Annotated in this window: 24 protein-coding genes; 8 read left to right on the top strand and 16 right to left on the bottom strand. The window is 61.7% G+C overall.

Annotation, left to right across the window (positions count from 1 at the left end):
• Nucleotides 1-5: 5 nt before the first annotated feature.
• From VLU25_16415 to ndhC, 8 genes are read right to left on the bottom strand one after another with little or no spacing between them, the layout of a single operon-like run.
• The gene (locus VLU25_16415) at nt 6-1,094 is read right to left on the bottom strand and encodes a complex I subunit 1 family protein (GenBank protein HSR69521.1); all 1,089 of its coding nucleotides are present in this window, start codon (nt 1,092-1,094) and stop codon (nt 6-8) included.
• A 10-nt stretch (nt 1,095-1,104) separates the two neighbouring features.
• Nucleotides 1,105-2,730 carry a molybdopterin-dependent oxidoreductase gene (locus VLU25_16410; GenBank protein ID HSR69520.1) on the bottom strand — a complete coding sequence of 542 codons (1,626 nt, stop codon included), beginning with the start codon at nt 2,728-2,730 and terminating at the stop codon, nt 1,105-1,107.
• 47 nt (nt 2,731-2,777) lie between these two features.
• Nucleotides 2,778-4,070 (bottom strand): NADH-quinone oxidoreductase subunit NuoF, encoded by a 1,293-nt coding sequence (gene nuoF / locus VLU25_16405; GenBank protein HSR69519.1) that lies wholly within the window; start codon nt 4,068-4,070, stop codon nt 2,778-2,780.
• 12 nt (nt 4,071-4,082) lie between these two features.
• A complete protein-coding gene (nuoE, locus tag VLU25_16400) occupies nt 4,083-4,577 on the bottom strand; it encodes an NADH-quinone oxidoreductase subunit NuoE (protein ID HSR69518.1) in 495 nt (164 codons plus the stop codon).
• Complete coding sequence (gene nuoD / locus VLU25_16395) at nt 4,574-5,959, bottom strand: NADH dehydrogenase (quinone) subunit D (GenBank protein ID HSR69517.1); 1,386 nt, start codon at nt 5,957-5,959, stop codon at nt 4,574-4,576. The genes nuoE and nuoD overlap by 4 nt, the downstream gene beginning before the upstream one ends.
• 28 nt (nt 5,960-5,987) lie before the next feature.
• The gene (locus tag VLU25_16390) at nt 5,988-6,473 is read right to left on the bottom strand and encodes an NADH-quinone oxidoreductase subunit C (protein HSR69516.1); all 486 of its coding nucleotides are present in this window, start codon (nt 6,471-6,473) and stop codon (nt 5,988-5,990) included.
• A 44-nt stretch (nt 6,474-6,517) separates the two neighbouring features.
• Complete coding sequence (gene nuoB, locus VLU25_16385) at nt 6,518-7,000, bottom strand: NADH-quinone oxidoreductase subunit NuoB (protein ID HSR69515.1); 483 nt, start codon at nt 6,998-7,000, stop codon at nt 6,518-6,520.
• Nucleotides 6,991-7,353, bottom strand: coding sequence for an NADH-quinone oxidoreductase subunit A (ndhC, locus tag VLU25_16380; protein HSR69514.1), 363 nt, complete (start codon nt 7,351-7,353; stop codon nt 6,991-6,993). The genes nuoB and ndhC overlap by 10 nt, the downstream gene beginning before the upstream one ends.
• Before the next feature lie 170 nt (nt 7,354-7,523).
• Here ndhC and lipA point away from each other — a divergent pair, with 170 nt between their 5' ends.
• Nucleotides 7,524-8,432, top strand: coding sequence for a lipoyl synthase (gene lipA, locus VLU25_16375; GenBank protein ID HSR69513.1), 909 nt, complete (start codon nt 7,524-7,526; stop codon nt 8,430-8,432).
• 135 nt (nt 8,433-8,567) lie between these two features.
• Here the strand turns inward: lipA and VLU25_16370 are convergent, their stop codons facing one another.
• Nucleotides 8,568-8,873 carry a Rieske 2Fe-2S domain-containing protein gene (locus VLU25_16370; protein ID HSR69512.1) on the bottom strand — a complete coding sequence of 102 codons (306 nt, stop codon included), beginning with the start codon at nt 8,871-8,873 and terminating at the stop codon, nt 8,568-8,570.
• 87 nt (nt 8,874-8,960) lie between these two features.
• Between VLU25_16370 and VLU25_16365 the strand changes: the two genes are divergently transcribed.
• Entirely contained in the window at nt 8,961-9,707 is a 747-nt protein-coding gene (locus VLU25_16365; protein ID HSR69511.1) for an HAD family hydrolase, read from the top strand.
• A gap of 66 nt (nt 9,708-9,773) precedes the next feature.
• Here VLU25_16365 and lexA read toward each other — a convergent pair whose 3' ends face one another.
• From lexA to VLU25_16350, 3 genes are all read right to left on the bottom strand, one after another.
• Nucleotides 9,774-10,373 carry a transcriptional repressor LexA gene (gene lexA, locus VLU25_16360; protein ID HSR69510.1) on the bottom strand — a complete coding sequence of 200 codons (600 nt, stop codon included), beginning with the start codon at nt 10,371-10,373 and terminating at the stop codon, nt 9,774-9,776.
• A 233-nt stretch (nt 10,374-10,606) separates the two neighbouring features.
• Nucleotides 10,607-11,056, bottom strand: a complete 450-nt coding sequence (dtd, locus tag VLU25_16355) for a D-aminoacyl-tRNA deacylase (protein ID HSR69509.1) — start codon at nt 11,054-11,056, stop codon at nt 10,607-10,609.
• Complete coding sequence (locus VLU25_16350) at nt 11,053-11,313, bottom strand: hypothetical protein (GenBank protein ID HSR69508.1); 261 nt, start codon at nt 11,311-11,313, stop codon at nt 11,053-11,055. Before VLU25_16350 ends, dtd begins: the two co-directional genes overlap by 4 nt.
• Before the next feature lie 74 nt (nt 11,314-11,387).
• Here VLU25_16350 and VLU25_16345 point away from each other — a divergent pair, with 74 nt between their 5' ends.
• Complete coding sequence (locus tag VLU25_16345; protein HSR69507.1) at nt 11,388-12,272, top strand: histidinol-phosphatase; 885 nt, start codon at nt 11,388-11,390, stop codon at nt 12,270-12,272.
• 202 nt (nt 12,273-12,474) lie between these two features.
• On the opposite strand, the gene VLU25_16340 is transcribed toward VLU25_16345, so the two are convergent.
• The 3 genes from VLU25_16340 to VLU25_16330 all read right to left on the bottom strand — a co-directional run bounded on the left by VLU25_16340 (nt 12,475) and on the right by VLU25_16330 (nt 20,147).
• Nucleotides 12,475-13,266 carry a SurA N-terminal domain-containing protein gene (locus VLU25_16340; GenBank protein HSR69506.1) on the bottom strand — a complete coding sequence of 264 codons (792 nt, stop codon included), beginning with the start codon at nt 13,264-13,266 and terminating at the stop codon, nt 12,475-12,477.
• Between the two features lie 13 nt (nt 13,267-13,279).
• Nucleotides 13,280-16,156 (bottom strand): POTRA domain-containing protein, encoded by a 2,877-nt coding sequence (locus VLU25_16335; protein HSR69505.1) that lies wholly within the window; start codon nt 16,154-16,156, stop codon nt 13,280-13,282.
• Between the two features lie 64 nt (nt 16,157-16,220).
• A complete protein-coding gene (locus VLU25_16330) occupies nt 16,221-20,147 on the bottom strand; it encodes a translocation/assembly module TamB domain-containing protein (protein ID HSR69504.1) in 3,927 nt (1,308 codons plus the stop codon).
• 88 nt (nt 20,148-20,235) lie between these two features.
• Between VLU25_16330 and VLU25_16325 the strand changes: the two genes are divergently transcribed.
• The 4 genes from VLU25_16325 (at nt 20,236) to VLU25_16310 (ending at nt 23,075) form a co-directional block, all read left to right on the top strand.
• Complete coding sequence (locus VLU25_16325) at nt 20,236-20,727, top strand: ATP-binding protein (protein ID HSR69503.1); 492 nt, start codon at nt 20,236-20,238, stop codon at nt 20,725-20,727.
• Nucleotides 20,717-21,058 carry an STAS domain-containing protein gene (locus tag VLU25_16320; GenBank protein HSR69502.1) on the top strand — a complete coding sequence of 114 codons (342 nt, stop codon included), beginning with the start codon at nt 20,717-20,719 and terminating at the stop codon, nt 21,056-21,058. The genes VLU25_16325 and VLU25_16320 overlap by 11 nt, the downstream gene beginning before the upstream one ends.
• Nucleotides 21,059-21,288: 230 nt before the next feature.
• Entirely contained in the window at nt 21,289-22,014 is a 726-nt protein-coding gene (locus VLU25_16315) for a Bax inhibitor-1/YccA family protein (GenBank protein HSR69501.1), read from the top strand.
• Between the two features lie 206 nt (nt 22,015-22,220).
• Nucleotides 22,221-23,075, top strand: coding sequence for a class I SAM-dependent methyltransferase (locus tag VLU25_16310; protein HSR69500.1), 855 nt, complete (start codon nt 22,221-22,223; stop codon nt 23,073-23,075).
• A gap of 33 nt (nt 23,076-23,108) precedes the next feature.
• Here the strand turns inward: VLU25_16310 and VLU25_16305 are convergent, their stop codons facing one another.
• Nucleotides 23,109-24,026: a response regulator gene (locus VLU25_16305; GenBank protein ID HSR69499.1), complete on the bottom strand. Its 918-nt coding sequence runs from the start codon at nt 24,024-24,026 to the stop codon at nt 23,109-23,111.
• A gap of 120 nt (nt 24,027-24,146) precedes the next feature.
• Here VLU25_16305 and VLU25_16300 point away from each other — a divergent pair, with 120 nt between their 5' ends.
• The gene (locus VLU25_16300) at nt 24,147-24,728 is read left to right on the top strand and encodes a thioredoxin family protein (protein HSR69498.1); all 582 of its coding nucleotides are present in this window, start codon (nt 24,147-24,149) and stop codon (nt 24,726-24,728) included.
• Nucleotides 24,729-24,776 lie beyond the last annotated feature (48 nt).

Below are 24,776 nucleotides of genomic sequence, written 5' to 3'. Positions count from 1 at the left end.
GTCTTTTATCCTTCGATGAGCAGCACCACCAGGGCCGTCACCACGGTATTGAGTATCGAGAGCGGCAGCATGATGGTCCAGCCCAGCTTCATCAGTTGATCCCAGCGGAAACGGGGCAGCGTCCAGCGAATGAGCATGAAAAAGAAGCACAGGGCGGCCACTTTGAAGATGAAAGCTCCCACCTGCAGCGACATGACGGCCCAAACCGGCAGCAGCCATTCCCCTCCCCAGGGAAAGTGGAATCCGTCGGCCAGCAGATAGGGGACCTGCCATCCCCCCAAAAAGAGAGTGGTGGTCAGCGCCGCCGCCAGCACCGTCTCGATGAAATCGGTCATGAAGAAGAGCAGGAACTTCATTCCCGAGTATTCCACGAAGTAGCCCACGATTTCGGATTCGCCCTCGGGGACGTCGAAGGGGACGCGCTTGGTTTCGGCCAGGGCCGCCGTGACGAAGAGGATGCAGCCCAGCGGCTGCAGGATCAGCCCCCACTTGGGCAGCCAGCCCCACAGCAGCTCGCCCTGGTAGAGGACGATTTCCTGCAACTGCACCGAGCCGTAAACTATCAGCGCTCCGATCAGGGTGGCGCCCATGGTGATCTCGTAGGAGATCATCTGGGAACTTGCGCGAAGACCGCCCAGGGTGGCGTAGTTGTTGTAGGAGGCCCAGCCCGCCAGCACGAATCCATAGATGCCCAGGCTCATGAAGGCGAAGACCATCAGCAGTCCTGAGCTGATGGGGAAGACCTGCAACGAAACGGTCGTGTCCCCGAAGACGTAGATGCCGCCGAAGGGGATGGCCGCGAAGGCCATAATGGCGAAGACGAAGCCCAGGCCGGGGGCGATGGTATGGAGCACCTTGTGAGCCTTGGGCGGGATGAAGTCCTGCTTGGTGAATCCCTTCAGTCCGTCGGCCAGGATGTGAAAGAGGCCCAGCAGGCGGAATCCCATGATGTCGGCGCGGTTGGCTCCGATGCGGTCCTGCATCAGGGCGCTCTGCTTGCGCTCCACCCAGCTCAGGATGGAGGCGAAGCCCATGATGACGGAAAAGAGGAACGTCACCTTGGCGAACTCGATCGCCATGAATTCGTAGCTCATCAGCGCTCCCTCAATTGGCGGACGGCTGTTGGCCCGCCGATCCGCCGCTGGGGGGCGGCATCGACCCGCCGTCCCTGTTCTCGATGTTCTCGCCTCGGGGGTTCATCTCTTCATAGGTCATCCCGAACCATTCCATGAAGAGGTCCCCGGCGTTGTTGTAAACCAACTGCTGACCCATCCGGGCAGCCAGGTCCAGCAGGATTTCGATGTCGCGACGCGACTCGTCCAGCGGCTGCAAGGCGGCCTTAAAACGCTGCACGCGGCCCTCGAAGTTGGTGAAAGTGCCGTCTTTCTCGGCCCACACCGAAGAGGCCAGCACGACCTGGGCCCTTTGGCTGGTGCTGTTCCGGTTGCTGCCGTGGAAGATGAGCGTACCGGCTTGGTCCAGCAGCTTCCGGGCCTCCTCCGAAGCCAAGTCATGGAGGAAGACGTAGAGGACCTTGATGTCGCCCGAGGCGGCTTTCTCGAGGATCTGCTTGACGTCGCCCTTGAAGCCCATTTCCTCGGCTCCCCGGGTGTTGGGATTCTTGTCGGCCTTGATCAGGTAGTCGTCGCAGAAGCCTTCCTTCTCCCAGGGGTTCTTGAATCCGATGTTCTCGATTCCCAATCCTTGGCCGAAAACCTTTTTGGTCAGGTAGAGCTCTTCGTTCGAAAGCCGGGGCGATGCGATCACGCCGACGCTTTCAGGACCGTGTTCATCGATGGCCTGTTTGAGGACTCCCGCTGCTTTGTCCAGGGCTTCCTCCCATTCGGCGTACTGCAGCTCGTCCTGCAGGCGCAGCATGGGGAATTCGAAGCGGTGGCGGTCGACGAAGCCGTAGCCGAAGCGTCCCTCGTCGCACATCCACCAGGTGTTGACCTGTGGATGATAACGGGGCTTGAGGCGCTGCAGACGCCGTCCGCCGGCCTTGTAGGCGCGCCGCTGGTTGTAGTGGATGCTGATGTTGCATCCGTTGGAGCAGCCAGGGCAGATGGACTCTTCGCTGGAGAGATACCAGACGCGGCATTGAAAGCGGAATTCCCGTTCTGTCAGCGCTCCCACCGGGCAGATGTCGATGACGTTGCCCGAGTAGGGGTTATCGAGCGTCTTGCCGGGGTTGAGGTCGATGACGGATCGGTCGCCGCGGTTGAACACGCCCAATTCATGGGTTTCGGAGACCTCGTCGGTGAAGCGGGTGCAGCGGGTGCAGAGGATGCAGCGTTCCTGATCGAGCACCACATGGGGGCCGATGGGGAAGGCCTTGCGCTTCTTGACCTTGTTCTCGAGGAAACGGCTCTGGTAGCGCCCGTGCTCCATGTAGAAGTTCTGCAGGTCGCACTCGCCCGACTGATCGCAGACGGGACAGTCGAGGGGGTGGTTGTGGAGCAGGAACTCCAGCATGTCGCGGCGGCCTTTGAGCACCTTTTCAGAGCTGGTGCTGACCTTCATGCCGTCGTTGACCGGCGTGTAGCAGGCGATGGCCAGCTTGGGTATGTTCTCGACTTCGACCATGCACATGCGGCAGCTTCCGGCGATCGACATCCCCGGGTGGTAGCAGTAGCGGGGGACGTAGATGCCCAGCTTTTCGGTCGCCTCAATAATGGTTGAGCCGTCTTCGACTTGGACTTCCTGTCCGTCGATTTCAAGTGTCGCCATAGATGTCTCCAATGTGTCGGTTCCAGCCATCGGCCCGGCTGCGCCTGCTAGGCTGCGGGGGCGGACTCTTCGTCGGCCACCATGCTGCGTCCGTGAGCCGCCATGTAGTCGAATTCTTCCCTGAACTTGAGGATGAAGCTTTCCACCGGCCAGGCGGCGGCCTCGCTGAGGGCGCAAATACTGGTCCCCTGCATGTTGCCCGAGAGGCTGAGCATGGTGTCGATGTCCGAGGGACGTCCTTCCCCGCTCAAGAGGCGGTTGAGGGTGGTCAGCAGCCATCCCGTGCCCTCCCGGCAAGGAGTGCACTGCCCGCACGACTCGTGGGCGTAGAAGGAAGTGATGACCTGCAACGCCTTGACCATGCAGGTGTCTTCATGCATGACCATCACGCCGCCTGAACCCAGCATCGACCCGGCGGCCTGCAAGGCTTCGATGGAACAATCGCAGTCAGCCTCTTCGGCCGTCAGCACCTTGGCCGAACTGCCCCCCGGGATGACGGCTTTCATCTTCTTGCCGTCCAAAATGCCGCCGGCGTGTTCGTAGATCAGTTCGTACATGGGCGTCCCCAGGCGGATTTCGTAGACGTCGGGTTTGTTGACGTGTCCCGAGACGCACATCAGGCGCGTTCCGCCGTTCTTCTCGCATCCCAGGTCGGCGAACCACTGTCCGCCCTGCTTGATGATCTCGGGGACGTGTGCGATGGTCTCGACGTTGTTGACAATGGTGGGCGCTCCGAAGGCGCCTTTGACGGCCGGGAAGGGAGGCTTGAGGCGGGGCCAGCCTTTCTTGCCTTCCAGCGATTCCAGCAGGCCGGTCTCTTCGCCGCAGATGTAGGCTCCGGCGCCGCGGTGGATGTAAACGTCCAGCTTGAAGTCGCGGCCCATGACCCTGTCGCCCAGGAGGCCTCTTCGGTAGGCCTGGTCAATGGCCCTTTGCAGGTGCTCGTAAGGACGTACGTACTCGCCCCGGATGTAGATGTAGGCGACGTGAGCGTCGATGGCCCAGCAGGTGATGATGATGCCTTCGATGAGCCGGTGGGGATCCCAGGTCATGATGTACTTGTCTTTGAAGGTCCCCGGCTCGGACTCGTCGGCATTGACGGCCAGGTAAACCGGCTTGCCTGAGTCCTTGGGCACGAAACCCCACTTGACTCCGGTGGGGAAGCCGGCTCCTCCCAGTCCTCTCAGGTTGGAGGTCTTGACCTCGTCGATGATCTCCTGCGGGGACATGTCAAAGGCCTTGAGGGCGCCCTGGTAGCCGTCGCGGTTTTCTTTGTACCAGTCGGAGTCGCGCGCTTTCTCGTTGTAGAAGTCTTTGGAGATGAGCGTATGGAGGGGCATGTCTGCTTCCTTCTAAGCCGTGTGCTTTTCCAGGATCTGGTCGACCTTCTCGGGAGTCAGCTTGTCGTAATAGTCTTTGTCGAGCTGCATCATGGGGGCGTCCTCGCAGGCTCCCAGGCAGTCGCTGATGGCTTCCCAGGTGATCTTGCCGTCCGAGGTGGTGCCGCCGCTGCCCACTCCCAGCTTCTCTTCAAGGTGGTGCCTGATGCAGTCCGAACCCCGCAACCAGCAGGCCACGTTGGTGCACAGCCTGATCTGGTGGCGGCCCACCGGATGGCGGTGGAAGAGGGTGTAGAAGGTGACCACCTTGTGGACTTCCACCGAAGGCACTTCCAGCACTTCAGCCACCGCTTCCTCGACCGCCTGTGAGACGAAACCGTTCTGTTCCTGGGCCACGTGCAGGACGGGAAGCATGGCTGCCTGCTTGGTGGGATAACGCTTGAGGTAGTCCTGGCAGCGCTGCAGGTTCTCCGGGCTGAATTCGAATGTCTGGCTTTCTTGGCTCAACGGTCCAACTCCCCTGCGATCATGTTCACCGACCCGAAGGTGGGAATGATATCAGCTACCTGGTCGCCCACCAAGATCTCGCTGAGGGCGGCCATGATGGGAAAACAGGGCGGATGGCAGCGTACCCGGTAGGGATGGTCGGTGCCGTCGCTGACGATGTAGAATCCCAGCTCGCCGTTGGCTCCCTCGGTGGGGACGTAGCACTCGCCCTTGGGCGGACGCACTCCGTGACCGTCCATGACGATCTTGAAGTGCTGCATGAGGGCTTCGATGTTGGAGTAGGTCTGCTCCTTGGCCGGAATCCAGGCGTCGACGCTCTCGGCCGCGATGCCCGGGCGCTGGCGCTGGCCCGAGCCCTCCAGGGTGGGCTCCAACAGGGCTTCGTTGGTGAGCAGTCCCTTGGTGCGTCCGAACTTGCCCAGGTCGGCCATCAGTTCGGGCGAGATAAGTTCTCCCTGGGGATCGACGTTGGTGGGCCCCTCGGGCAGGCGGTCCAGAGCCTGCTCCACGATGCGGATCGACTGGCGCATCTCCTCCATGCGCACCAGGTAGCGGTCGTAGGAGTCGCCGTTTTCGCCCACCGGCACGTCGAAGTCGTAGTTTTCGTAGCCCGAATAGGGCTGGGCCTTGCGCACGTCGTATCCCGTCCCCGAGGCCCTCAGGAAGGGGCCTGTGATGCCGTACTCCATGGCCCGCTGGGCGCTGATCACGCCCACGTCCTTGACGCGGTCATAGAAGATGCGGTTTCGCTTGAGCAGGGAGTCGCATTCCTCGATGACTTCGGCGGTGTCCTTGATGACCTTGCGGCAGCGTCCCTCGAAGTCCTTTGGGAGGTCGGCCTTGACGCCTCCGATGCGGGCGTAGGAGATAGTCAGCCGGGCTCCCGTCACCGATTCCACCAGCTCCCACAGCCATTCGCGGGCTTTAATCATGTAGAGGAAGACAGTGAAGGCGCCGAGTTCCATGGCCGAGGCTCCCACGCAGGTCAAGTGGTCGCTGATGCGCGAAATCTCGTTCATCAGCACCCGGATGACCTGGCAGCGCTCAGGCACTTCCAATCCCATCATCTTCTCCACGCAGAGGGCGAAGGAAAAGTTGTTGATGAGGGGGGAGACGTAGTTGAGGCGGTCGGTATAGGGGAAGCACTGGGTGTAGGTGCCGACTTCGCACTCCTTCTCGAATCCGCGGTGCAGGTAGCCGATCTCGATGTCGCATCCCCTCACCATCTCCCCGTCCAGCTCGGCCTTGATCTGGATGACGCCGTGCATGGCCGGATGAGCCGGGCCCATGTTGAGCATCATGGTGCGGGTGTCTTCGCTGTCCTTTTGGATGCGAAGCTTTTCCATGGCCTCATGGGTGTCTGAAACGATTTCCGTCGCCATTAGTCGATTCCTGTCTTTTCAGAAGAGGTTATTCCGTTTCGCCCACCAGCGGCTGGCGCTTGTCGAAGGGATAGTCCTTGCGCAGCGGATGGCCCTCGAAGCTCTCGTACATGAGGATGCGCCGCAGGTCGGGGTGCCCCTGGAAGCTGATGCCGAACATGTCCCAGACCTCTCTCTCGTACCAGTTGGCCGAAGGCCACAGCCCGGTCAGGGTGGGCACCTCGGGACTCTCGCCTCCCACCGGGACCTTGAGGCGCAGGCGGTGATTGTGGTTGAGCGAATAGAAGTGGTAGACGACTTCGAAGCGGGGACGTCGCTTGAAATGGTCGACCGCGGTGACGTCCATCAGGAAGTTGTAGTCGAGCGTCGGATCCTCCTTGAGCATACGGGCGGCTTCCAAGAGGACCTTTTTGGGCAGGATCGCGGTGTCCTGACCCAGACGGGAATGGCTTTCGATGATGGAATCGCCGAACTGCTCCCGAAGCTTTTTCAGGGTGATGCTGTCTTCAGCCATGATGATCTTTCATTGGTTCTCGCTAGCCCGGCCGACAGAGGACGTCAGGCGATTTCGTTGGGCTGGTTCTGGATCTTCTCCTGCAGGAGCATCAAGCCGTTGATCACGGTTTCGGGCCGCGGAGGGCAGCCGGGGATGTAGATGTCCACGGGGATGACGTGATCGATGCCGCGAACCACGGCGTAGTTGTCATAGAAGCCTCCCGTGCAGGTGCAGACTCCGAAGGCTATCACCCACTTGGGGGCGCACATCTGCTCGTAGATGTGAACCAGCACCGGAGCCATTTTCTGATTGATGGTTCCCACCACGAAAAGGACGTCGGCCTGACGGGGCGAGAAACGCGGCAAGCCGGCGCCGAAGCGGTCGACGTCGTAGTGGGCGCAGGAGGTGGCCATGTATTCCATGCCGCAGCAGGCGGTCACGAAGGGATATTGAAAAATGGAGTATTTGCGCGACCAGCCGATGACGGCATCGAGCTTGCTGGTGAAGAATCCGGTTTCCGGCGATCCTTTGAAATCTAGTCCCATTCCAGGGCTCCCTTTTTAACGGAGTAGTAGAGTCCGGCCACGACGACGAGCAGAAAGATGAACATCTCGACGAAGCCGAACAGTCCGAGTTCGCGATAAATGACAGCCCAGGGGAAGAGGAACATCAGTTCCACGTCGAAGAGGATGAAGAGAAGCGCCACCACGAAAAACTTGATGGAGAGCCGTCCCCGCACCACTTCCTTGGGCGGGAGGCCGGCCTCATAGGGCATCTCGTAAGAGGCGCCGCGGGCGGGATTGACGCGGGGCCCCAGATACCAGGCCAGGGCCAAGAAAGCGACCGCGTTTCCGGCGACCATGAGGAACAGGAACAAGAGTCCGAGATAGGTCTCCACGTGAGCTATTTACCTCCCCTGAGTCAGGCGCCGCGGCGGGGCGAGGACCAGTCTCCGCGGCCGGCGCCTTTTCGCCTCGGAGTATAGCAAATGACGGTATCCGCTGTCTGCCGCCGTGGCAGGCCGACAACCCGCTGCGGGCCTTGGAATCTGCTATCCTCAAAGATGTTATGAGCGACGATTCCGCCAAGTCCTCGGCCTCACGCCGACGCCACCCTCCCTGGCTCAAGGTCAAGGCGCCCTTCGGGCACAAGGTCCACCGGCTTAAGAAGCTGCTGGGAGGGCTGCAGCTCAACACGGTCTGCGAAGAGGCCCGCTGCCCCAACATGGGCGAGTGCTGGGGCCACGGCGTGGCGACCTTCATGATTCTGGGCGACATCTGCACCCGCGGCTGCCGCTACTGCGCCGTGGGCAAGGGAAAGCCCCAGCCGCTGGATTTAGCCGAGCCCTCCCGGGTGGCCGAGGCGGTGGAGGCCATGGGACTCAAGCACGTGGTCATCACCTCGGTGGACCGCGACGACCTGGAAGACGGAGGCGCCGCCATTTTCGCCGCCACCGTGCGCAAGATCCGCCGCACCTCGCCGGAGTGCGTGGTGGAAGTCCTCATTCCCGACTTTCAGGGCGACCAGGCGGCTCTGCGCCGCGTCCTCGATGTCGAGCCCGAAATCGTCAATCACAACATCGAAACCGTCCCCCGGCTCTATCGCCAAGCCCGCGGCGGAGGCATCTACGAGGTGTCCCTGCGGGTGCTGGAGATGGCCAAGGAAATCAAGCCTCATCTCACCACCAAGACGGGCATGATGCTCGGTTTGGGAGAAGAAGAGGCCGAAGTCAAGCAGGTCATGGACGACCTGCTGCAGCGGGGGGTCAGCATCCTCACGCTGGGACAGTATCTGCGCCCCAGCGGATGGCACCTGCCGGTGAAACGGCACTACACGCCTGAAGAGTTTCGAGACTTCAAGGAAATGGGCGAGAAGATGGGATTCGCCCATGTGGAAGCCGGCCCGCTGGTGCGCTCCAGTTATTTGGCTGACCGCCAGTTCGACGAGATGACCCGCAAGTCCCCTCCCGTCAGCTAGTGACCTGCAACGCGGCAACCGAGCCGACCCTTGAATGGTGGGAGGCGCATCCCTGCGGCGATGGAGGGAAGGCCGCGAGGCGGCTGGCTGAAAAGGACTGGGGGGGGGCTGCATCACGCAGAGGTCAGCTTCCGGTTAGACCTTGACCAGGATGCGTCCTTCTTCCACCCGGGTCTGGAAAGTCTCCTGGCGGATCGATTCGTTGAAGGTGCAGATGCCGGTGCGGACGTCGAAGGTCCAGGCGTGAAAAGGGCAAGAGACCACGCAGCCTTCCAGGGCGCCTTCGGCCAGGGGCCCTCCCCGGTGCAGGCAAACGTTGTCGATGGCGTAGATGTTGCCGTCGATATGAAAAAGCCCGATCTCGCGCCCCTGGGCCAAGACCGCCATTTGGCCGCCCTCGGCCAGCTCCTCAAGCGACGCCACGTCCCTGAACTCAGCCATGGGGCCCGATTGTACAGCACCGGAGGCCCGGGCCGAGTCCGCGGGCGGGGGGTTATGATTGAGAAGACCGAGATTTGAGAGGTGCTTATGTGTTTCCGACCCCAGGCCGTTTTCTTCGACCTCTTCAACACCCTGCTTCATTTTGATTACGAGCGCTTGCCGCTGGTCGACCACCGGGGCCTCGCCAGGCGCACGACCATGTTGAAGGTGCACCGCGAATTGACCCGCGAGTGGGGGCTGACGCATACGCTGAGCGCCTTTCTGGAGGCCTTCGACGAGGCCACGCGGGAGATGTACCGGCTTAAGGGGGGAGGACGGGAATATCCCTCGCTGGCCCGTTTCGAGCTCTTGCGGCAACGCTTGGGGTTGGCGGATAAGGCCGTCAGCGAACGCATGGTGGAGGTTCACATGGAGGGCATGTATTCCATGATGCATCGTCCTCCCGAGCACCTCGAGATGTTGCAGCAGTTGCAGGGCGTTCCCAAGGTGCTGGCCTCGAACTTCGACCACGCGCCCACCGCCCGGCGGGCGCTTAAGGCCTTTGGCCTGGAAGCCCACCTCGATCACATCTTCATTTCCGACGAAGTGGGATGGCGCAAGCCGGCTCCCCAGTTCTTCCAGGCCATCTGCCGCCAATCGGGATTCGAGCCGTCGCGCTGCGTTTTCGTCGGCGACGATCCCGAGGCCGACGCAGGGGGCGCGGGACGGGCCGGCTTCCAGGTGGCCTGGCTGCGCGACGGTCGTTCCTTGACGCCTTCTCCGGCGCCCCGCTGGACGCTGGAGAGGGTCACCGACCTCCCCGCCATCCTGGAGTCGGCGTCAAGCACAGGTTGAGTCCCAGACATCAAAAAGGGCGGCCTGCCTGGCCGCCCGTGGGGTCATCAGCCGATCTGAGGAGGTCTAAAAGCGGCGCATCAGGCCGACGACGACGCCCTGGATGCGGATCTTGTCTTCGTCCACGTAGATGGGCTGGAGTTTTTCGTTGGCGGGCTGCAGGCGGATCCTGGCCCCTTCCCGGTAGTACTTCTTGAGGGTGGCGTCGCTGCCGTCGATGAGGGCGACGACCATTTCGCCGTTGTTGGCGTGGGAGCGCTCTTCCACCACCACCATGTCGCCTTCCTCGATGTGCTCGTCGATCATGGAGTCGCCTCTGACCGTGAGCACGTAATTGCGTCCGCGGGTAAGCAGGTGCTCGGGCACGTGAACGGTTTCAGGGTTGGGAATGGCTTCGATGGGCTGGCCGGCGGCCACGTAGCCCTGCATGGGCACGGCCGTCTCTTCGATGATGGCCTTGTCGATCAGCTCGATGGAACGGGACTGGTTGGGCAGACGGCGGATGAAGCCGCGCTCTTCCAGGTTCTTGAGATGCTTGTAGACGCCGTTGAGGGAAGCCAGGTCGAACTTCTCAGCAATCTCCTCCAAGGTGGGAGAATAGCCGTTGCTGTTGATGAACTCCCGCACGAAATCGAGGATCGATTTCTGCCGCTTAGTTAGTGACATTGTATCCTTGCTCCTTCCCCGTCCAAGTTTCTCTCAAGGTGTGGATTTGCGCTTCTCCCGCCGGCTCTGATGGCGCAATCCCCACCCGTTTTTACCTTCTTCGAGACTAGGCCATTCGCTCGCCAACTGTAGTGTATGTTGGGTGAATTGTCAAGCTGAAAAGTGGAGTGGGGGTGGAAAATCCGGTGCTCTCAGTATGCATTTTCCTGGATTTGCAAAATTCCGGGTATGTGTTAGAGGCGCTGGCGGGAATCGAGCATGAGGGTGACGGGGCCGTCGTTGACCAGTTCCACCTGCATGGAGGCCTGAAAGACGCCCGTCTCAACGGGGACTCCCCCCGCTCTCAGGTCCTCCACCAACTGATCATAGAGGGCCTGGGCCTTGTCGGGGCCGGCCGAGCGCGTGTAGGAGGGCCGGTTACCCTTGCGGCAGTCGCCGTAGAGGGTGAATTGGGAGACCGCCAGGATCTTTCCGCCCACCTGGCTGAGAGAGAGGTTGAGCTTGCCCTCGGCGTCGTCGAAGAAACGCAGATTGATGAGCTTGCGCCGCATCCAGGAGACGTCGCTTTGTTGATCGTCGCGATGAACGGCCACCAGGGCCAGCAGGCCGGGTCCGATCTTTCCCGTCACTTCGCCGTCGACGGACACTTGGGCGCGGCGGACTCGCTGCAGTACGGCTCTCATCCATCTTCTCCTTCCCCGTTCCGCGTCAGGCTGTCTGAAGGCCCGGCATCCTTGCCCAGGAGGCCGGCCGCCAGGCGGACGCCCCAGCTCAGGGCATAGAGCAGCAAAGCGGGCAGCAGACGCGATTGCAGCGGGCTTTGAGGGTCCAGGGACCAGGGCGAGACGCGGTTGAGCCCCACGGCGTAGTCGATGATGAAGACCAGGATGACGCAGACCGCGAAAATCCTCAATTCGGTTCGCAAGACCGGTCGTTTCATGATGCCGTCCGCTGTTTGTTAAGCGCCCTGCCCGCTTTTGCCGGGGAATTCGCTACTATGATACAAACACTTGCATGGCGGCAAATTGGAAAGTGTCCCTGCACGGCGGTCATTGCGGCGAATACTGCGAGCACGCCAAGGGTACGCTGCGCGACGTCGTGGAAGCGGCCGTGCAAGCCGGATACCATGTCTTCGGCGTCAGCGAACACGCCCCCCGATCCGATCCCCGCTTTCTCTATTCCTCCGAGAAGAAAAAAGGCTATGACGTCGGGCGCTTGCGGCGCGACTTCGATACCTATGCCGCCGAAATGCTGGCTCTTCAGGAGGAATTCGAGGACCGCATCGTGCTGCTGCGCGGATTCGAGGCCGAGTCGGTTCCAGCGGACCGCTACGGCGACGAGATGGCCGAACTGCGGCGCAAGTACAACTTCGACTTCATGGTGGGTTCGGTCCACCACGTGGAGGACATCTCCATCGACGGGGCCAAGCAAGACTTCCAACAAGCCGTGGAGGCCTGCGGAGGACTGGAAGAACTCATCCTGCGCTACTACGAGCGGGTGGCCGAGATGGTGGAAGCCGTCAAGCCCGACGTGGTGGCTCATATCGATCTCCCTCGCCTTAACGCCCCCAGGGGAGACGGCGCCCTCAGCAGTCCCAAAGTCCGCCGCCGCCTGGACCAAACGCTGGATGTAGTACGCAGCCATCAATCCATCCTGGACGTCAATACCGCCGCCTACCGCAAGGGTCTGTCGGAGCCCTATCCCGAGGGGTGGATCGTGCGGGCCGGCGTGGGCATGAGAATCCCTTTCTGTTTCGGGGACGACAGCCATGGTCCCGATGAAGTGGGGCAGGGGCTGAATGAGGCCCGCCGCTTCCTGCTCGAGCACGGAGTGGATCATGTCGTCAACCTGACCCTGCGGCATGGGACGGTGATTCGGGAGCGGCGGATGCTGGGGTGAGTTCGAGGGCTTCACCTCGGGCCTGTTCAATGGCCTAGTCGGTTTCTGTGTCCCGGGGGTCCGGGGGTTTACGAAGTCTTGATAATCCCTTCATCCACTGATTGGTGGAAATGCCTGTGGAAAAGCCTTGGAAAAGGGCATCAGGGCCTCATGCTGCGGGCATCGACAGCAGATTGCATTCTTCGTGTGCATTAAGATGTGATTAAGGAGGCCCACCGGGGCCGTTTTTACCCAAGGGCCTGATATTGCCCTCCTCGATGACCTTTGCGGGCAGATTAGCAAACTGTGGATGCTGACGCCCCAAGAGAATGGTCACTTCGCTCTTTTGACTCCGCTCGCGCACCCAGCGTTCGATTTCAAGATTCGTCTTTTCCACAGTGAGGATTTCGCGGATGTCTTCCCGGATCAGATCCAGGTCGGGCAGGGGCTGCCCCGATTCCTCCAACTCGGGACGCAGGCGGTTGTCGTAGAAGTCGGAGATCTCGTCGGGCAGGACGATGATGAAGGGCTCGAAGCGGAGTTGCAGAAAGCGCAGCACGGCCAACTGCCGTCCGATCAGATTGCGCAGGTCGGTGCGGTCCATATCCATCTCCTGCAGCCGCCGCTGAAAGGCCTCCTCGTCGGGAAAGCGTTGCCGGTAGGCCTCCACCTGGCGCTCTACCTCGACGGCTGTGACGTTCACTCCCGGCGTCCGCCGGGCTTCGTTGGCGATGAGCTTCTCCTCGATGATTTGCTGCAGGATGTCGAGGCGGAAATCCTGCACTTGCCGCGGGTCTTGAGGAGGCTCGAATCCTTTGTAGAGGATCAGCCACTGGACGTCGGTCAAGGTGATCACCTCGCCCTCGACCACGGCGGCCAGGCGGTCGGCCAGGCGGCTGTCGCCGCTGGCGGGAGCGGGTGGCTGAGCGAGGGCCGGCGCATTCAACTGCAAGCACAGAAGCAGCAGGGCCGGGAGTCCCCGGATCAGGCTCAAGATCAGCGATGGTCTGGTCATGACATGCTCCTCCTTAAAAGGCCTGCCCCAGGCTGATATGAAAGGTCCAGCGGTCGAACCCGGGCGCCGAGGGCGGATCGGGATTCCATCCGGCGTCGAAGCGGACAGGCCCTACCGGGGTCTTGACCCTCAGCCCCAGGCCGAAGGTGTGCGAGAAGTCTCGCAGAGAGATCTCGCTGTAGGACCTGAAGACATTGCCGGCGTCGTAGAAGAGGGTTCCCGAGAGAATCTTGTAAAGGGGGACCCGCAGTTCGATGTTTCCGATGATGAGGGCGTTGCCGCCTTCGGGGATGGGCCGTCCGTTGGGGTCGATGCGTCCCTCGTTGTCGACCAGAATCACCTCTCCCGTTTCAGGATCGCGCAAGAGCGGGCCGGCCAGGTCCTGGGGCAGGCCGCGCAGGCTGGTGGACCCGCCCGAGAAGAAGCGTTCCGAAATGGGCACGGGATTGCCGGCGCTGCTGGTCCTTCCGTAGGAGGCGATCCATCCCAGTCGAAGCGAGGTGGCCAGAACCACGTCGCGGGGCAGCGGACGGTAGTGCTGTCCTTGTGCCAGGATGCGGAAGAATTCCTCTTGAGAGCCCAAGGCGCGGGTGAAGAGGGAAGAGGAGCCGGAAAGGAAGAAGCCCTGGTTGGGGTCGGAGGGGACGTCGCGGCTTTCGTTGACGTAGGTCACCTGCAAGCTGGCCAGCGTGAGGTCCGCTTCCTGGCGGAAGAAGCCCAAAGTGGCGTCGGAGAGGTTGGGGGGCAGATCGACGTTGACGTCTTCGAAACTGAGTCCGAAGAGCAGCGACTCGCGTCGGCTGAGCTGTTTTTGGCTTTGTGACGAGGCGGTCAGGCGAAACTCCTCGAAGGGGCGCCCGTCGATGGTTTCGACGTCGCCGTCGGTTTGAGTGCGCAGTCCCTCGTTGCGGGCGGTGAGGGAGAGGATGGTGGGCAGATCGCGGCTGAAGATCCGCGGGAAGTTCCAGGAAAGGGTGCCCCGTTGGCGGATCTCCGAGGCCCGCACACTGAGGGAAAGGACCTGGGCGCGGCCCAGGAAGTTGTTGTCGGACAGGCCCAGAGTGCCACGAGGACCCTCGAAAGAGCTGTAGCCCAGACCGTAGAGCAGAGTAAAGCGGGGCGCCTCCTCCAAACGGATGACCACCGTACGCTTGTCGGGATCGCCGGAAATCTCGGCGGCGTCGATCTGCACGCGGTCGAATACGGCCAGGTCGTGCAGGTTGGTCTCGGTGTCCAATACCTGGCGCAGGGCGAAGGGCTCTCCGCTCTGCAGGCGAATCTGCCGCTGCACGACCGCCCGGCGGGTATTGAGGTCGCCCACCACCACCACTTCGTCGACGAAAGTCTGGCTTCCTTCCTCCACGGTGAAGTGGAGAGACACCCCGTTTCCGCTGCCTGAGGTCACCTCGGCTCTCACGTCGGCCTCGCGAAAGCCCCGGTCCTCGTAGGCGGCCAGCAGTTCGGAACGGTCGCGGGCGGCGTGAAAAGGCGAGAAGGGCTGCCCTTCTTGAGAGATGATCAGCTCAGCGATCTCCTGGTCGCTGAGGGTCGTGTTGCCGCTCCAGCTCACCTCTTTCAGGGTCGAGCGGGGCCCCTCCTCGATGTGGTAGACGATTTCCAGGTGCCGCTCTTTTCCTCCCTTGAAGGGCTGCAGACGGTGGGTCACGGTGGCTTGCTGAAAACCCTCGCTGCGGTAAAGGTTCTGCAGCGTCTCCTCATCCTGGCGGGCCAGGCGTCGGCTGAATTCTCCGCGCGAGAAGAAGCCCGCCGTCTCAACCCGCAGCACTTGCCGCAGGCGGGCCTCCGGGATCTCGCGGGCTCCTTCGATGACGATATTGCGCAGGGAGGCTTTCTGGCCCTTGTCGACAAAAAAGGCGAGTCCTCCGCTGGAAGTGGCGTTGACGTCGGCACGGGCCTGGAAATAGCCCTTTTGATGATGAAGCTCTTCCAGCCGGCGGACCGTCTCGCGGGCCAGCACCTCGGAGGCGCTGGAAAAGTTATAGATGGGCAGGCTCAGCCTCTCGCTGTCCTTGAGGTCGGCGCCCTCGATGAGGATTTCGGTCCGGGGGCCCCGTTCGAAGTCCAGCGTCAAGGCCACTCTTCCGGTCTCCGGGAAGTAGTCTTCGCGCACGATTTCCAGGGTGGTGTCGAGGTAGCCCTGCAAGGTCAGGTCCTGGCGGATCCGTTGCAGGCGCTCTTCGGCTTCGACTTTGGAGTAGGGCTGCCCGGGCTGAATGTCGAGCTCTTGCAGCAGGTCGGGATCGGTTGAACTGACGGCCGTCATCTCCACGCTGTCCACCCGCGCCTGCTGGCCGGACTCGATGTGCATGTCGATCTCGATGAGGGCCTTTTCGCGGTTGACCGAGTAGCGGGGCTGAATGGAGGGCAGGTAGTAGCCATGGCGCTGATAGAGCACCTCAAGTTGGCGCACTCCCGCCTCAAGCTGGTCTTCCGAGAAGGCGGTGCCGACCCGCAGGGGGAATTCGCGCCTCAGCATCTGCCGCGGCAGGCGCAGTTGGCCGCTGAACTCGAGCTTGGCGATGAGGTAGCGGCGGTAGAGCAGGAAGGTGACCTCCACGGCTTGGCCCGCGACGGGCTCGACTTGGGCCCGGATATCGTAGAAAGCCTGAGAGGCGTAGAGCTGCTCGATGGAGTACTTGACGCGCGAGCTGGAGAAGGGCTGCTGGGCCTTGATCTCGATGAGGCGGCGGCAGTCGGCCTCGGAGATGCGCGAAAGAGGACCGTCGGAGCGGATATGAAGGGCCCGCACGGTGCGGCCCTCGTAATCGCTTTGGGCCAGGGCGGGGCCGGGCAGGCCCGGAAGAAGGCAGAGCACGACCAGCAGGAGAGTGCGCATGGGAAGCAGTAAAGCCGCCGCTGTCGTATTCATCGTTCGTTGGATTGAGACCGCATTCCCGCCGCTCTTGTTCATCGGGCCGCGCGGCGGTGGGATACTAAAATCGTTTCTTGAGCTTGAAGTCGACGGCCAGCGAGCCGTCCTGCTCGCGCGTGGCAACGGCTGTCAACCATTCCAGCAATTGAATTTCCACGATGACGATTTGGCCCGAGTTCTCGGATCCGATGTCGGTCACGTAAGTCACGCCTACATTGTCGCTGATTTGGCGCCCCAGTGTGATGCGGGCGCCGGGGTCCCGTCCTTCGTCGGCCAGGAAAGGGTCGACGGTAAAGCGCTGCAGTCCGAAGAGCTTGTCGGTCCGCGACTCCAGGCTCTCTCCCAGGGCTCGGCTGAGCACCCGGCCCGCTCCCACCACGCCCAGCGATCCGGTGCGGTAGATGGAATCGCCGCCGCCTCCGCCCAAATCCTCCAGCGTCTCCCCCACTGCCAACAGGGAAAAGATGTCGGGCTGAGGCAGCGGCGGATCGGAGCGGAAGTTGAAATTGAGGCGGTCCAGCGGCCCTCTGATCTGCACCGTCACGTCGAAGTCGCGGACGTTGGTTTCGGCCTCGAAGTTGATGTTGGGCTTGGTGCGGCGAGGATCGTTGAAGTTGATGACGCCCCGGTTGATGGAGTAGTCGTTGCCCTCCAGCGTCAGCTCGCCGCGGTCGATGTTGATATTGCCCAGCAGGACGGGCGAGGCCACCGTCCCCCTCACCCGAAGGTCGGCGCTGGCATTGAGATCGGCCAGATTGTTGTCCACCCGCAAGGCGCGGTAGCCTTCCACCGATACGTCCAGGTCGATGTCCGATCCGGTCTGCTCATAGAGGTCCAGGTCGGTTCCGGTCAGATAGCCGGTGATCAGTTCGGTGAGGGAGATGTTGCGGGTGTATTCGGCTGACCGAACCACCACCGATCCGGTAATGAGTTGGCCGGCCTCGCTCTTCAGGTAATCGAGGTTGGCGTCCACCACCGAAAGCACGTTTTCGGGAAAGGAGGGCTGGAGCCCGGTGCCGTAGAGATTGATCTGCCAGGACTCGGGCAGGAAGCCGTTCAAAAAGATGCCGCCTTGGGCCTGGATCTGGCCCATCGAGGTCCCGGCCCTGAGCGAGTCGATGGAAACCTGGCTGGGATTGAACTTGAACTCTCCGCGGACGTTGTAGAGGGAGGTGAAGAGGTCAGGCGAGTAGAAGATGCCTTTGCTCAGGGATCCGCTGCCCACGATGCGCGGGTCGGCCAGAGAACCCGAAATGACGGTGTTGAGCTGAACCTCCCCCGACATCACTCCGCTGGGAAGGAAATCGTTGAAGAGACGCAGATTGGTGTTCCCTTCCAGGCGCAGTTGCAGTTCGCGAGGCGGTTGGACGGAGATGTTTCCCGACAGGGTCAGGGCGGTTTGAGGGCCTTGGACGGTGAAGGGCTCGATCCTGATCATGCCCTGCCTGAGGCTGGCCTTGAGGGGCGCGGGATTACTCAGTTCATATCCCGTGGAGGTCAGGTGCAGAGTGTCGAGGTCGATGCCGATGTCGGCCCGTGCCAGTTGGGCCAGGTCGCCCTTGAATGTGACGCTGCCGGTCACCTGGGCGGCGAAAGCGTCGCCCAACTCCACTTCGGCGGCCTCTTGAATGAAGGGTCCCAGGGCCAGGTCGGCGAAGCTCAGGCGGGCGTCGGCTTGATAGGGCGGCTGCAGGGAGACGGTTCCCTGGCTGTGGAGGACGTCGGAGCCGTACATGCGGTGTTCGAACTGGAACTCGACGCGGCCTTGGCGTCCCTGCGCGCTCAGCTTGGCATCTTCCAGCTTGTAGTCGGCCAGGCTCAGGGCGGGAGCCTCGATGCGCAGGTCGAAGTCGGGACTGGTCCATGGCCCCTGGGCATCGAGGGTCAGGTCGGCGCGTCCAGCCAGGGGCAGGTCGGGACCCGCCAGGGGTTCGAGGGGAAGGTTGCGGGCTTGCAGGCGCAGTTCCTGAAAGGACTCCTCATCGAGCAATGCCGTCAGCGAGCCCCTCAAGCTGCCTTCCTCCAGGGAGCCTTGCAAGTTCTCCAGCAGCAATCGTTGCTCGGCCAGGCTCAAGCGTCCGCTCAGGGAGTCGAGGCGGCGTCCCAGCAGGCGAGGTTGGGTGAGGCTGAAGTCGCTTTGCAGCGTCCAGGGTTGGGCGGGGGCGCGGGACAGCCTGAGGTCGCCGCTGACGCGTCCGCCCGCCTCCAGCTCGGGAGGCAGGAAAGACTCGAACAGCTCCACCGGCAAGTTGGCGGCCCTGGCCTGCATTCGCAGGGTGAAGTCGGCGGGATGCGGCAGCGGCAGCAAGAGCAGTCCCTGGCCGTCCACCGGACCTTCCTGCAAGTGGATCTCTTCCAGATGCAGCGCTTCGGGCGTCCACAGGGCTTGGGCGCTGAGGCGGCCCATGGGCTCGCCCTGCCACAGCACTTGAGTCGGCTCCAACTGGCTTCGCAGGTTGAAGGCATCGCCCCGGCCCTTGAGTTGGGCCTCCAGCCGCAGCGCGCCCCGCAGGGCCAGACGGTCCTGCAATTGGGGGGGGAGTTGCTGGGCGTATTCGATGAGGACGGCCTGCAGCAATCGGTCGGCCCATTCAGCTTGCAAGCTGGCTTGGCCCCGGTAGTTCTGGTCGCCGTCGATTTGAAAGGAATACTTGAGGGCGAGCCCCTCGCCGGAAGCTTCGCCGCCCTGAAGATAGACGGTGCTTTCGGCGATGCGGATGGGGGTGCTTCCCGCCAGGGAAAGGGCGGGCAGGCGGGGGTCGAGCAAGTCCAGCTTCAGCTCGGCCTGATAGCGTCCGCGGCCTCGGCCCCGAATCTTTTCCCACTGGCGGCCCGGGTAGGAAAGGTCGATGGAGGCGTCGGCGCGTCCGCTGAGGAGGCGGTGGAAGCCGTCCAGGCGGGTTCCTTCAACCTGGGCCTTTATTTCGGTTTGCAGGTCCTCTGAGATGGCCAATCGGCCCGAACCGCTAATTCGGCCGCCCCTGAAAATTCCTCCCAGATCCGAGAAGTCAGCCTTCTCGGCATCCACCGTGATCTGGGCGGAGATCTCCTGAAAATCGAGGTCGTAAGCAGTGACGAGCGCAGAGGTGACCCTGCCCTGGTAGAGGAACGACTTGCCCTGACCCGTGAGGGTTCCGCGGCTCCGCAGGGGAGCGCTTTGCAGCGAGTCGAGAAAGCCCGGTCGCTTCAGGTCCTCCACGCGGCTTTCGATCTCGGCCTGAAATTGATAAGCGAAGCTGCTGAAGTCCGCGATCTGACCCTGAAGAGCCGCTTTCAGCGGCGCCGAGTCGAGATCGATGCGCAGATCGCTGATCCCTTCCATGTTGCCGCTCAGGTTCACCGCCACGTTGGCCGAGGGGATCAGCACTTTCTCGGTTTCCAAATCGAGCCCGCTCAAGGCCAGGCGCCCTTGATAGCTGCCCTTGGTGATCCCCGCTTCCACTGCGCCGCGGAATCCGAAGCGGGTGGTGGTGATGGGCAAAACCCGGTCGTTGTAGATAAGCCGGCCCCGGTCGATGTTCAGTTCTTCGATGGTCAGCGATCCCAGATCGAATCCGCTGCCGCCGCCGGCTGCCCCGGCTGTCTTACCCGCGAACATGGCGCGCAGGTTGAAGGGACCGTCTTGAGGGCTGCGCAAGCGCAGCACGGGACCGTTCAAGTCCACCCTCTGCAGCCGGATTTCATCCGAGAAGAGAACGCTCAAGTGAGCGTCTACCAGCACCGACTCGAATTGCAAGGCAGGTTCGGGATACTGGCGGGGGCGCTGGAAAATGCGCAAGCCGGTGAGACGGGCGCGCAGCCTGAAGATGTCGAGGTCGAGGCCGTCCAGCTCGACCTCGACCTGATAGCGGGCCTCCATCCAATCGACCAGCCAAGCCTGGGCCCGCCGGGCAAAGGAGCCGGAATTCAGGTAGACGAAGAAAAAAACTACCGCTAGGACCAGTAGAATTGCCGGAATGGCCAGAATTTTTTTCAGGCGTGGCGACATTCAATACGCTCTAACTGTTTGAACCCACTCGATTTTACCAGAAATAGTAGGTTGGGGACGGTGGTTGACAAAGGCCCGGTTGGAGATTATGATTTTCCCCATTTTGGGGAGGTTTGCGATTAGCGAAACGACGGTGACTCAGGCACAGGTCGACTTATCCTTCGCGAGCGCGGTCTGTTACCTCGAACTCGTCCAGGATGTTTCCGACAATATCACAAAGCTGATTGGATTTGATGAGGACGCCCGCTACTGGATAGGCATGTCCATCCGGGAGTCGGTGATCAACGCTATCCAGCACGGAAACAGGGAGGACGAGAACAAGACGGTCGGAGTTTGCCTGACGGCTTCTCCGGACGGTCTTGTCGTTTTGGTACGGGACCAGGGCGAGGGATTCAACGAAGATGATCTCCCCGATCCCACCGACTCAGAGAACCTGCTCAAGCCAAGCGGACGCGGCATTTTTTACGTTCGCTCCTTTATGGACGACGTATCCTTCGCGGCGCTGCCGGAAGGCGGGCTTGAGGTACGCATGGAAAAAAGATTGAACCGAGAGAAAAAGGGAGACCACGATGAAGATTGAAGAGCGGAAGATAAGCGGCGTCACGATTCTCGACGTGTCGGGCAAAATTACGATCGGGGAGGGCAGCGCCGAGATCCGCAACAAGGTTCGCCAGCTATTGGAGCAGGGCGACAAAGACATCCTGCTCAACTTGGGCGAGGTGAGCTATGTCGACAGCTCCGGCATCGGGGAGCTGGTGAGCTGCTACACCACCGTGACCAACCAGGGAGGCCAGCTCAAGCTGCTCAACCTGACCCGCAAGATGCGCGAGTTGCTGGCCATCACCAAGCTGCTGACCGTCTTTGACGACTATAAAGAAGAGGGAGCGGCTCTCGCTAGCTTCAAGAGCTGAGCGAGTCGAAGACGACATTTGAGAGGCCGCGACAGTTTCCCCGCGGGGATAACTGCGCGGCCTTTTTTTTCCGGGCCGTGTGAATTCCGCCTACTGCCGCTGCCCCATCGTAGGATGGCAGCGGAATGGACGACGCAACATCGTACCCTTCGGCGGACCCGAGGTCGACCTGCGCAGTGGGGAGTTGGGTTTTCGTTGACTATTGGCAAGAATTTAAGCAAAATTGTGCAATGAGAACTTCAAATCCTGCCCTTGGATCGCGCTTTGAACGGCATCTGAGCGCCTCCGCCGGCCAAGCCGCCATGACCGTTGACGGGACCGTCCACAAGACCGGTTTCCTCATCTTGCTGGTCGTATTGGCTTCAGCCGTGTCCTGGACCTACGCCGATACGCCGCTGGGATCATTGCTGCTTTTCGGCGGACTTATCGCGGGCCTCATTCTGGCTCTGGTCACCATTTTCAAGCCCCAATGGGCGGTCATTACCGCGCCTCTCTACGCCCTGGCCGAAGGGGCCTTGCTGGGAGTGATCTCGCGCTACTTCGACGCCCAGTACCCAGGCCTTCCCGTCTATGCGCTGGGACTCACCATCGGCACCTTGCTGGCCATGCTGATGCTCTACCAGACCGGGACTATCAAAGTCACCGCCAAACTGCGTTCGGGGGTGATGATGGCCACCGGCGCCATTTTCCTCTTTTACCTGGCCAGCTTCGTGGTGGGGTTCTTCGGAATCAGCATGCCCCTGCTTCACTCCAGCGGACCTCTGGGCATCATCTTCAGCCTGGTCATCGTGGGCGTGGCGGCCTTCAACTTGCTGCTCGACTTCGATTTCATCGAGAAGGGCGCCGAAAAGGGCGCTCCCCGCTACATGGAATGGTACGGGGCCTTCGGGCTGGTGGTCACGCTGGTCTGGCTCTACCTTGAAATGCTGCGGCTGCTGGCCAAGCTGCGCGACTAGTGCCGACGGTCCTGGATTCTGCGCCTGGGTACCCCGACGGCATCGCCCGCGACAGCCGGGGACACTTCTAGGTAGCTCTCTTGACCCTGCGCAATCCATCATCACTGGTTCCAAAAGCATCCCCAGACTATTTGGCCCGCCTTCCCTGGTGAGGGAATGACGAAGGGCGGTATGCGAAGTGCGAACTCGGGCTGAAAGGGAAACAAATGGAACACTTGGTCGGGGAACTGGGGCCCGAGGGACGCGTGCTCGACCTGGGAGCCGGGGGCGGAAGCTTCAACTACGCCGCCACCCGGGCGCGGGTGCTGGCCCTCGACCTCGACTTTCCGGCGGGACCGGCGCCGGGCAATGCACGCCGCCTCAAAGCCGGAGCCCAAGGGCTTCCTCTCAAGGACGCCGCCATCGACGTGGTGGTCTGCAACCACACTTTGGAGCACTTCGAGGATCTGGACAGCGTCCTGGACGAGATCGGCCGCGTCCTCAAGCCGGGAGGTCTGCTGTGGGCCGCCGTGCCCGACGGGTATTCCCTCGATGACCGCCTCTACCGATGCGTCTTCAAGGGGGGAGGCCACCTCAATCAATTCCGTTTCGGCGAGTTTGTAGACCGGGTGCAGCAAGGCGCGCAGGTGGCGGCGCGCAGCTCCAAGGGACTCAATACCGGTTTCGTTTACCTCAATCCCCCGGATCCCTCCAAGCTGCCCCATTTTCCTCGCCGCGCCCGCCTTCTGGGACGCATCCGCCCCTCTTGGCTGCGGGCCGGCCTGGTCTTGCTCAACTACCTGGCCCGCGCCATGGACAAAGCCGGCTGGAAGGGCCTCAGCCGCTATGGATGGGGCGTGGTCTTCCAACGGCTCGAAGAGGCTGATCCTCCGCCGCCCCCGCCCCGGCTGGACGGCGAGCACCTCAGCACCAAGCCGCAGGAATGGAACGTCTGCTGCCGTTGCGGCGCGGGACATCCCGAGGATTCTTTGCGTCCGGGCTTGCAGCGGGTGTTCCTCTGGATCAAATCCTACCGTTGTCCACTCTGTGGACAGCGCAACCTCTACTCACGTCCCGGCTGACGCAAATCCCAACCCCCAACGGCCAACTCCCAATCAACTCGAAACCTCCCCGTCCTCTGGCGAAGGTTCTTCTTCGTCGCGGGGCGGCAGGTGGACGCGGACCTTGTTGCCGGGAGGCTCGTATTGCAAGTCGAGCAGGGAACTGGCCATCAGGATGCCGCGCCCGTGGGAGTCATAGAGACGCTCCTGATCAATGGTCATGAAGTTGTCGAAGTCGAACCCGGGGCCGTCGTCGGTGATGACGATGTCGCCCCCCTTCTCGCTGATGCGCACGTGCACGGTGACGAACTTGTTGCGGTTGGGAGGCAGGGCCAGGAGGCGCTTGATCTCTTCACGGTAGCGGCCTTCCTTGAGCAGCTTGCTCTTCTCCTCGTAGCCGATTCCCAGGTTGCCGTGCTCGATGCCGTTGCTGAGCAGCTCCAAGATGGCCATGCTGTCCTGCCGGTTGCGGCACAGACGGCCCAATCCGATGGCCAGCGACTCGGCGTCCTTGAGGGTGTGGACCTTGAAGATGCCTTCTTTGAGCAGTCCGAGGGCGTCTTCATACTCGCGGATGCGTCCCAGCAGCGATTCCTTCATCTTGGAATCGGAGACCGCGGAACGCAAGGCGGCCTGCAACTGAATAGGCTGCCAGGGTTTGCTGACGAAACGGCAGGCTCCGCAATCGAAGCAGTGGCGAACGTCTTCGGGTCCCAGTCTGGAGGATTCGACGACTACTTCAAGGTAGGGCAATCTCTCTTGCCGGCGGGTCCACTGAAGGAGTTCAAGGCCGCCCTCCGGAGGAAGCTTCCAATCCAGCAGCAAGACGCGGACATTCGTCTGTTCCTGGCTGAGAATCCGGCGCGCCTCGGCGCTGGATTCGGCCCGCAGCAGTTGCACGTCTCGGTCGGTGATCGTTTCGGCCAAAACCGGCGGAAGCGGCTCGGCGTCCGCGACCAGAATGAGGTCCATCGACAAGCTCCCGGATCAAGTTCAGAATCGCCTCAAGAGCATCGCATTCTGCCGCGCCATTTTCAACCGGCCAAGCCCGATTTCTTGACGCTTGGCCTTGTGCTTTGGAACAATGACTTTATGGTTAAGACTGCTTCGACGATGCTGGACCTGGGAACCCAGGCCCCTCCTTTTGAACTGCCCGACACCGAAGGAAAGCTGGTTTCCCTCGACGATTTCACCGACAAGAAGGGCCTGCTGGTGATGTTCATCTGCAATCACTGTCCTTTCGTCAAGCACATCAGCCAGGGCTTGGCCGACTTCGCCCGCGACTACACTTCCAAAGGACTGGGCATCGTCGCCATCAACTCCAACAACGTCGAGACACATCCCCAGGACCGGCCCGAGAAAATGAAGGAAGAGAAGGAAAGAGTCGGCTATGTCTTTCCTTATCTTTTCGATGCTTCGCAGATGACCGCCAAAGCCTACAGGGCTGCCTGCACCCCCGACTTTTTCCTCTTCGACCAGGACCTGAAGCTGGTCTACCGAGGCCAATTCGACGACAGCCGTCCAGGAAACGAGGTTGCCGTGAGCGGGCGAGACCTGCGTCAGGCCGCCGATGCCGTGCTTGAAGGCAGAGCGGTGAGCCAAGACCAGAAACCCAGTGTGGGATGCAACATCAAGTGGCGCGGCGGTATGGAGCCTGACTATTTCCACGGGTAACCGGTTCTCTCAAAACTGATTCGGACTTAAGCCTCTCTTTTCTCCAAA

This window comes from Acidobacteriota bacterium (genome assembly GCA_035471785.1).
Taxonomy (GTDB): domain Bacteria; phylum Acidobacteriota; class UBA6911; order RPQK01; family DATIPO01; genus JANQFM01.
The sequence above is the reverse complement of the archived record's forward strand: the minus strand, read 5'-3'. Positions and strand labels throughout refer to the sequence as shown.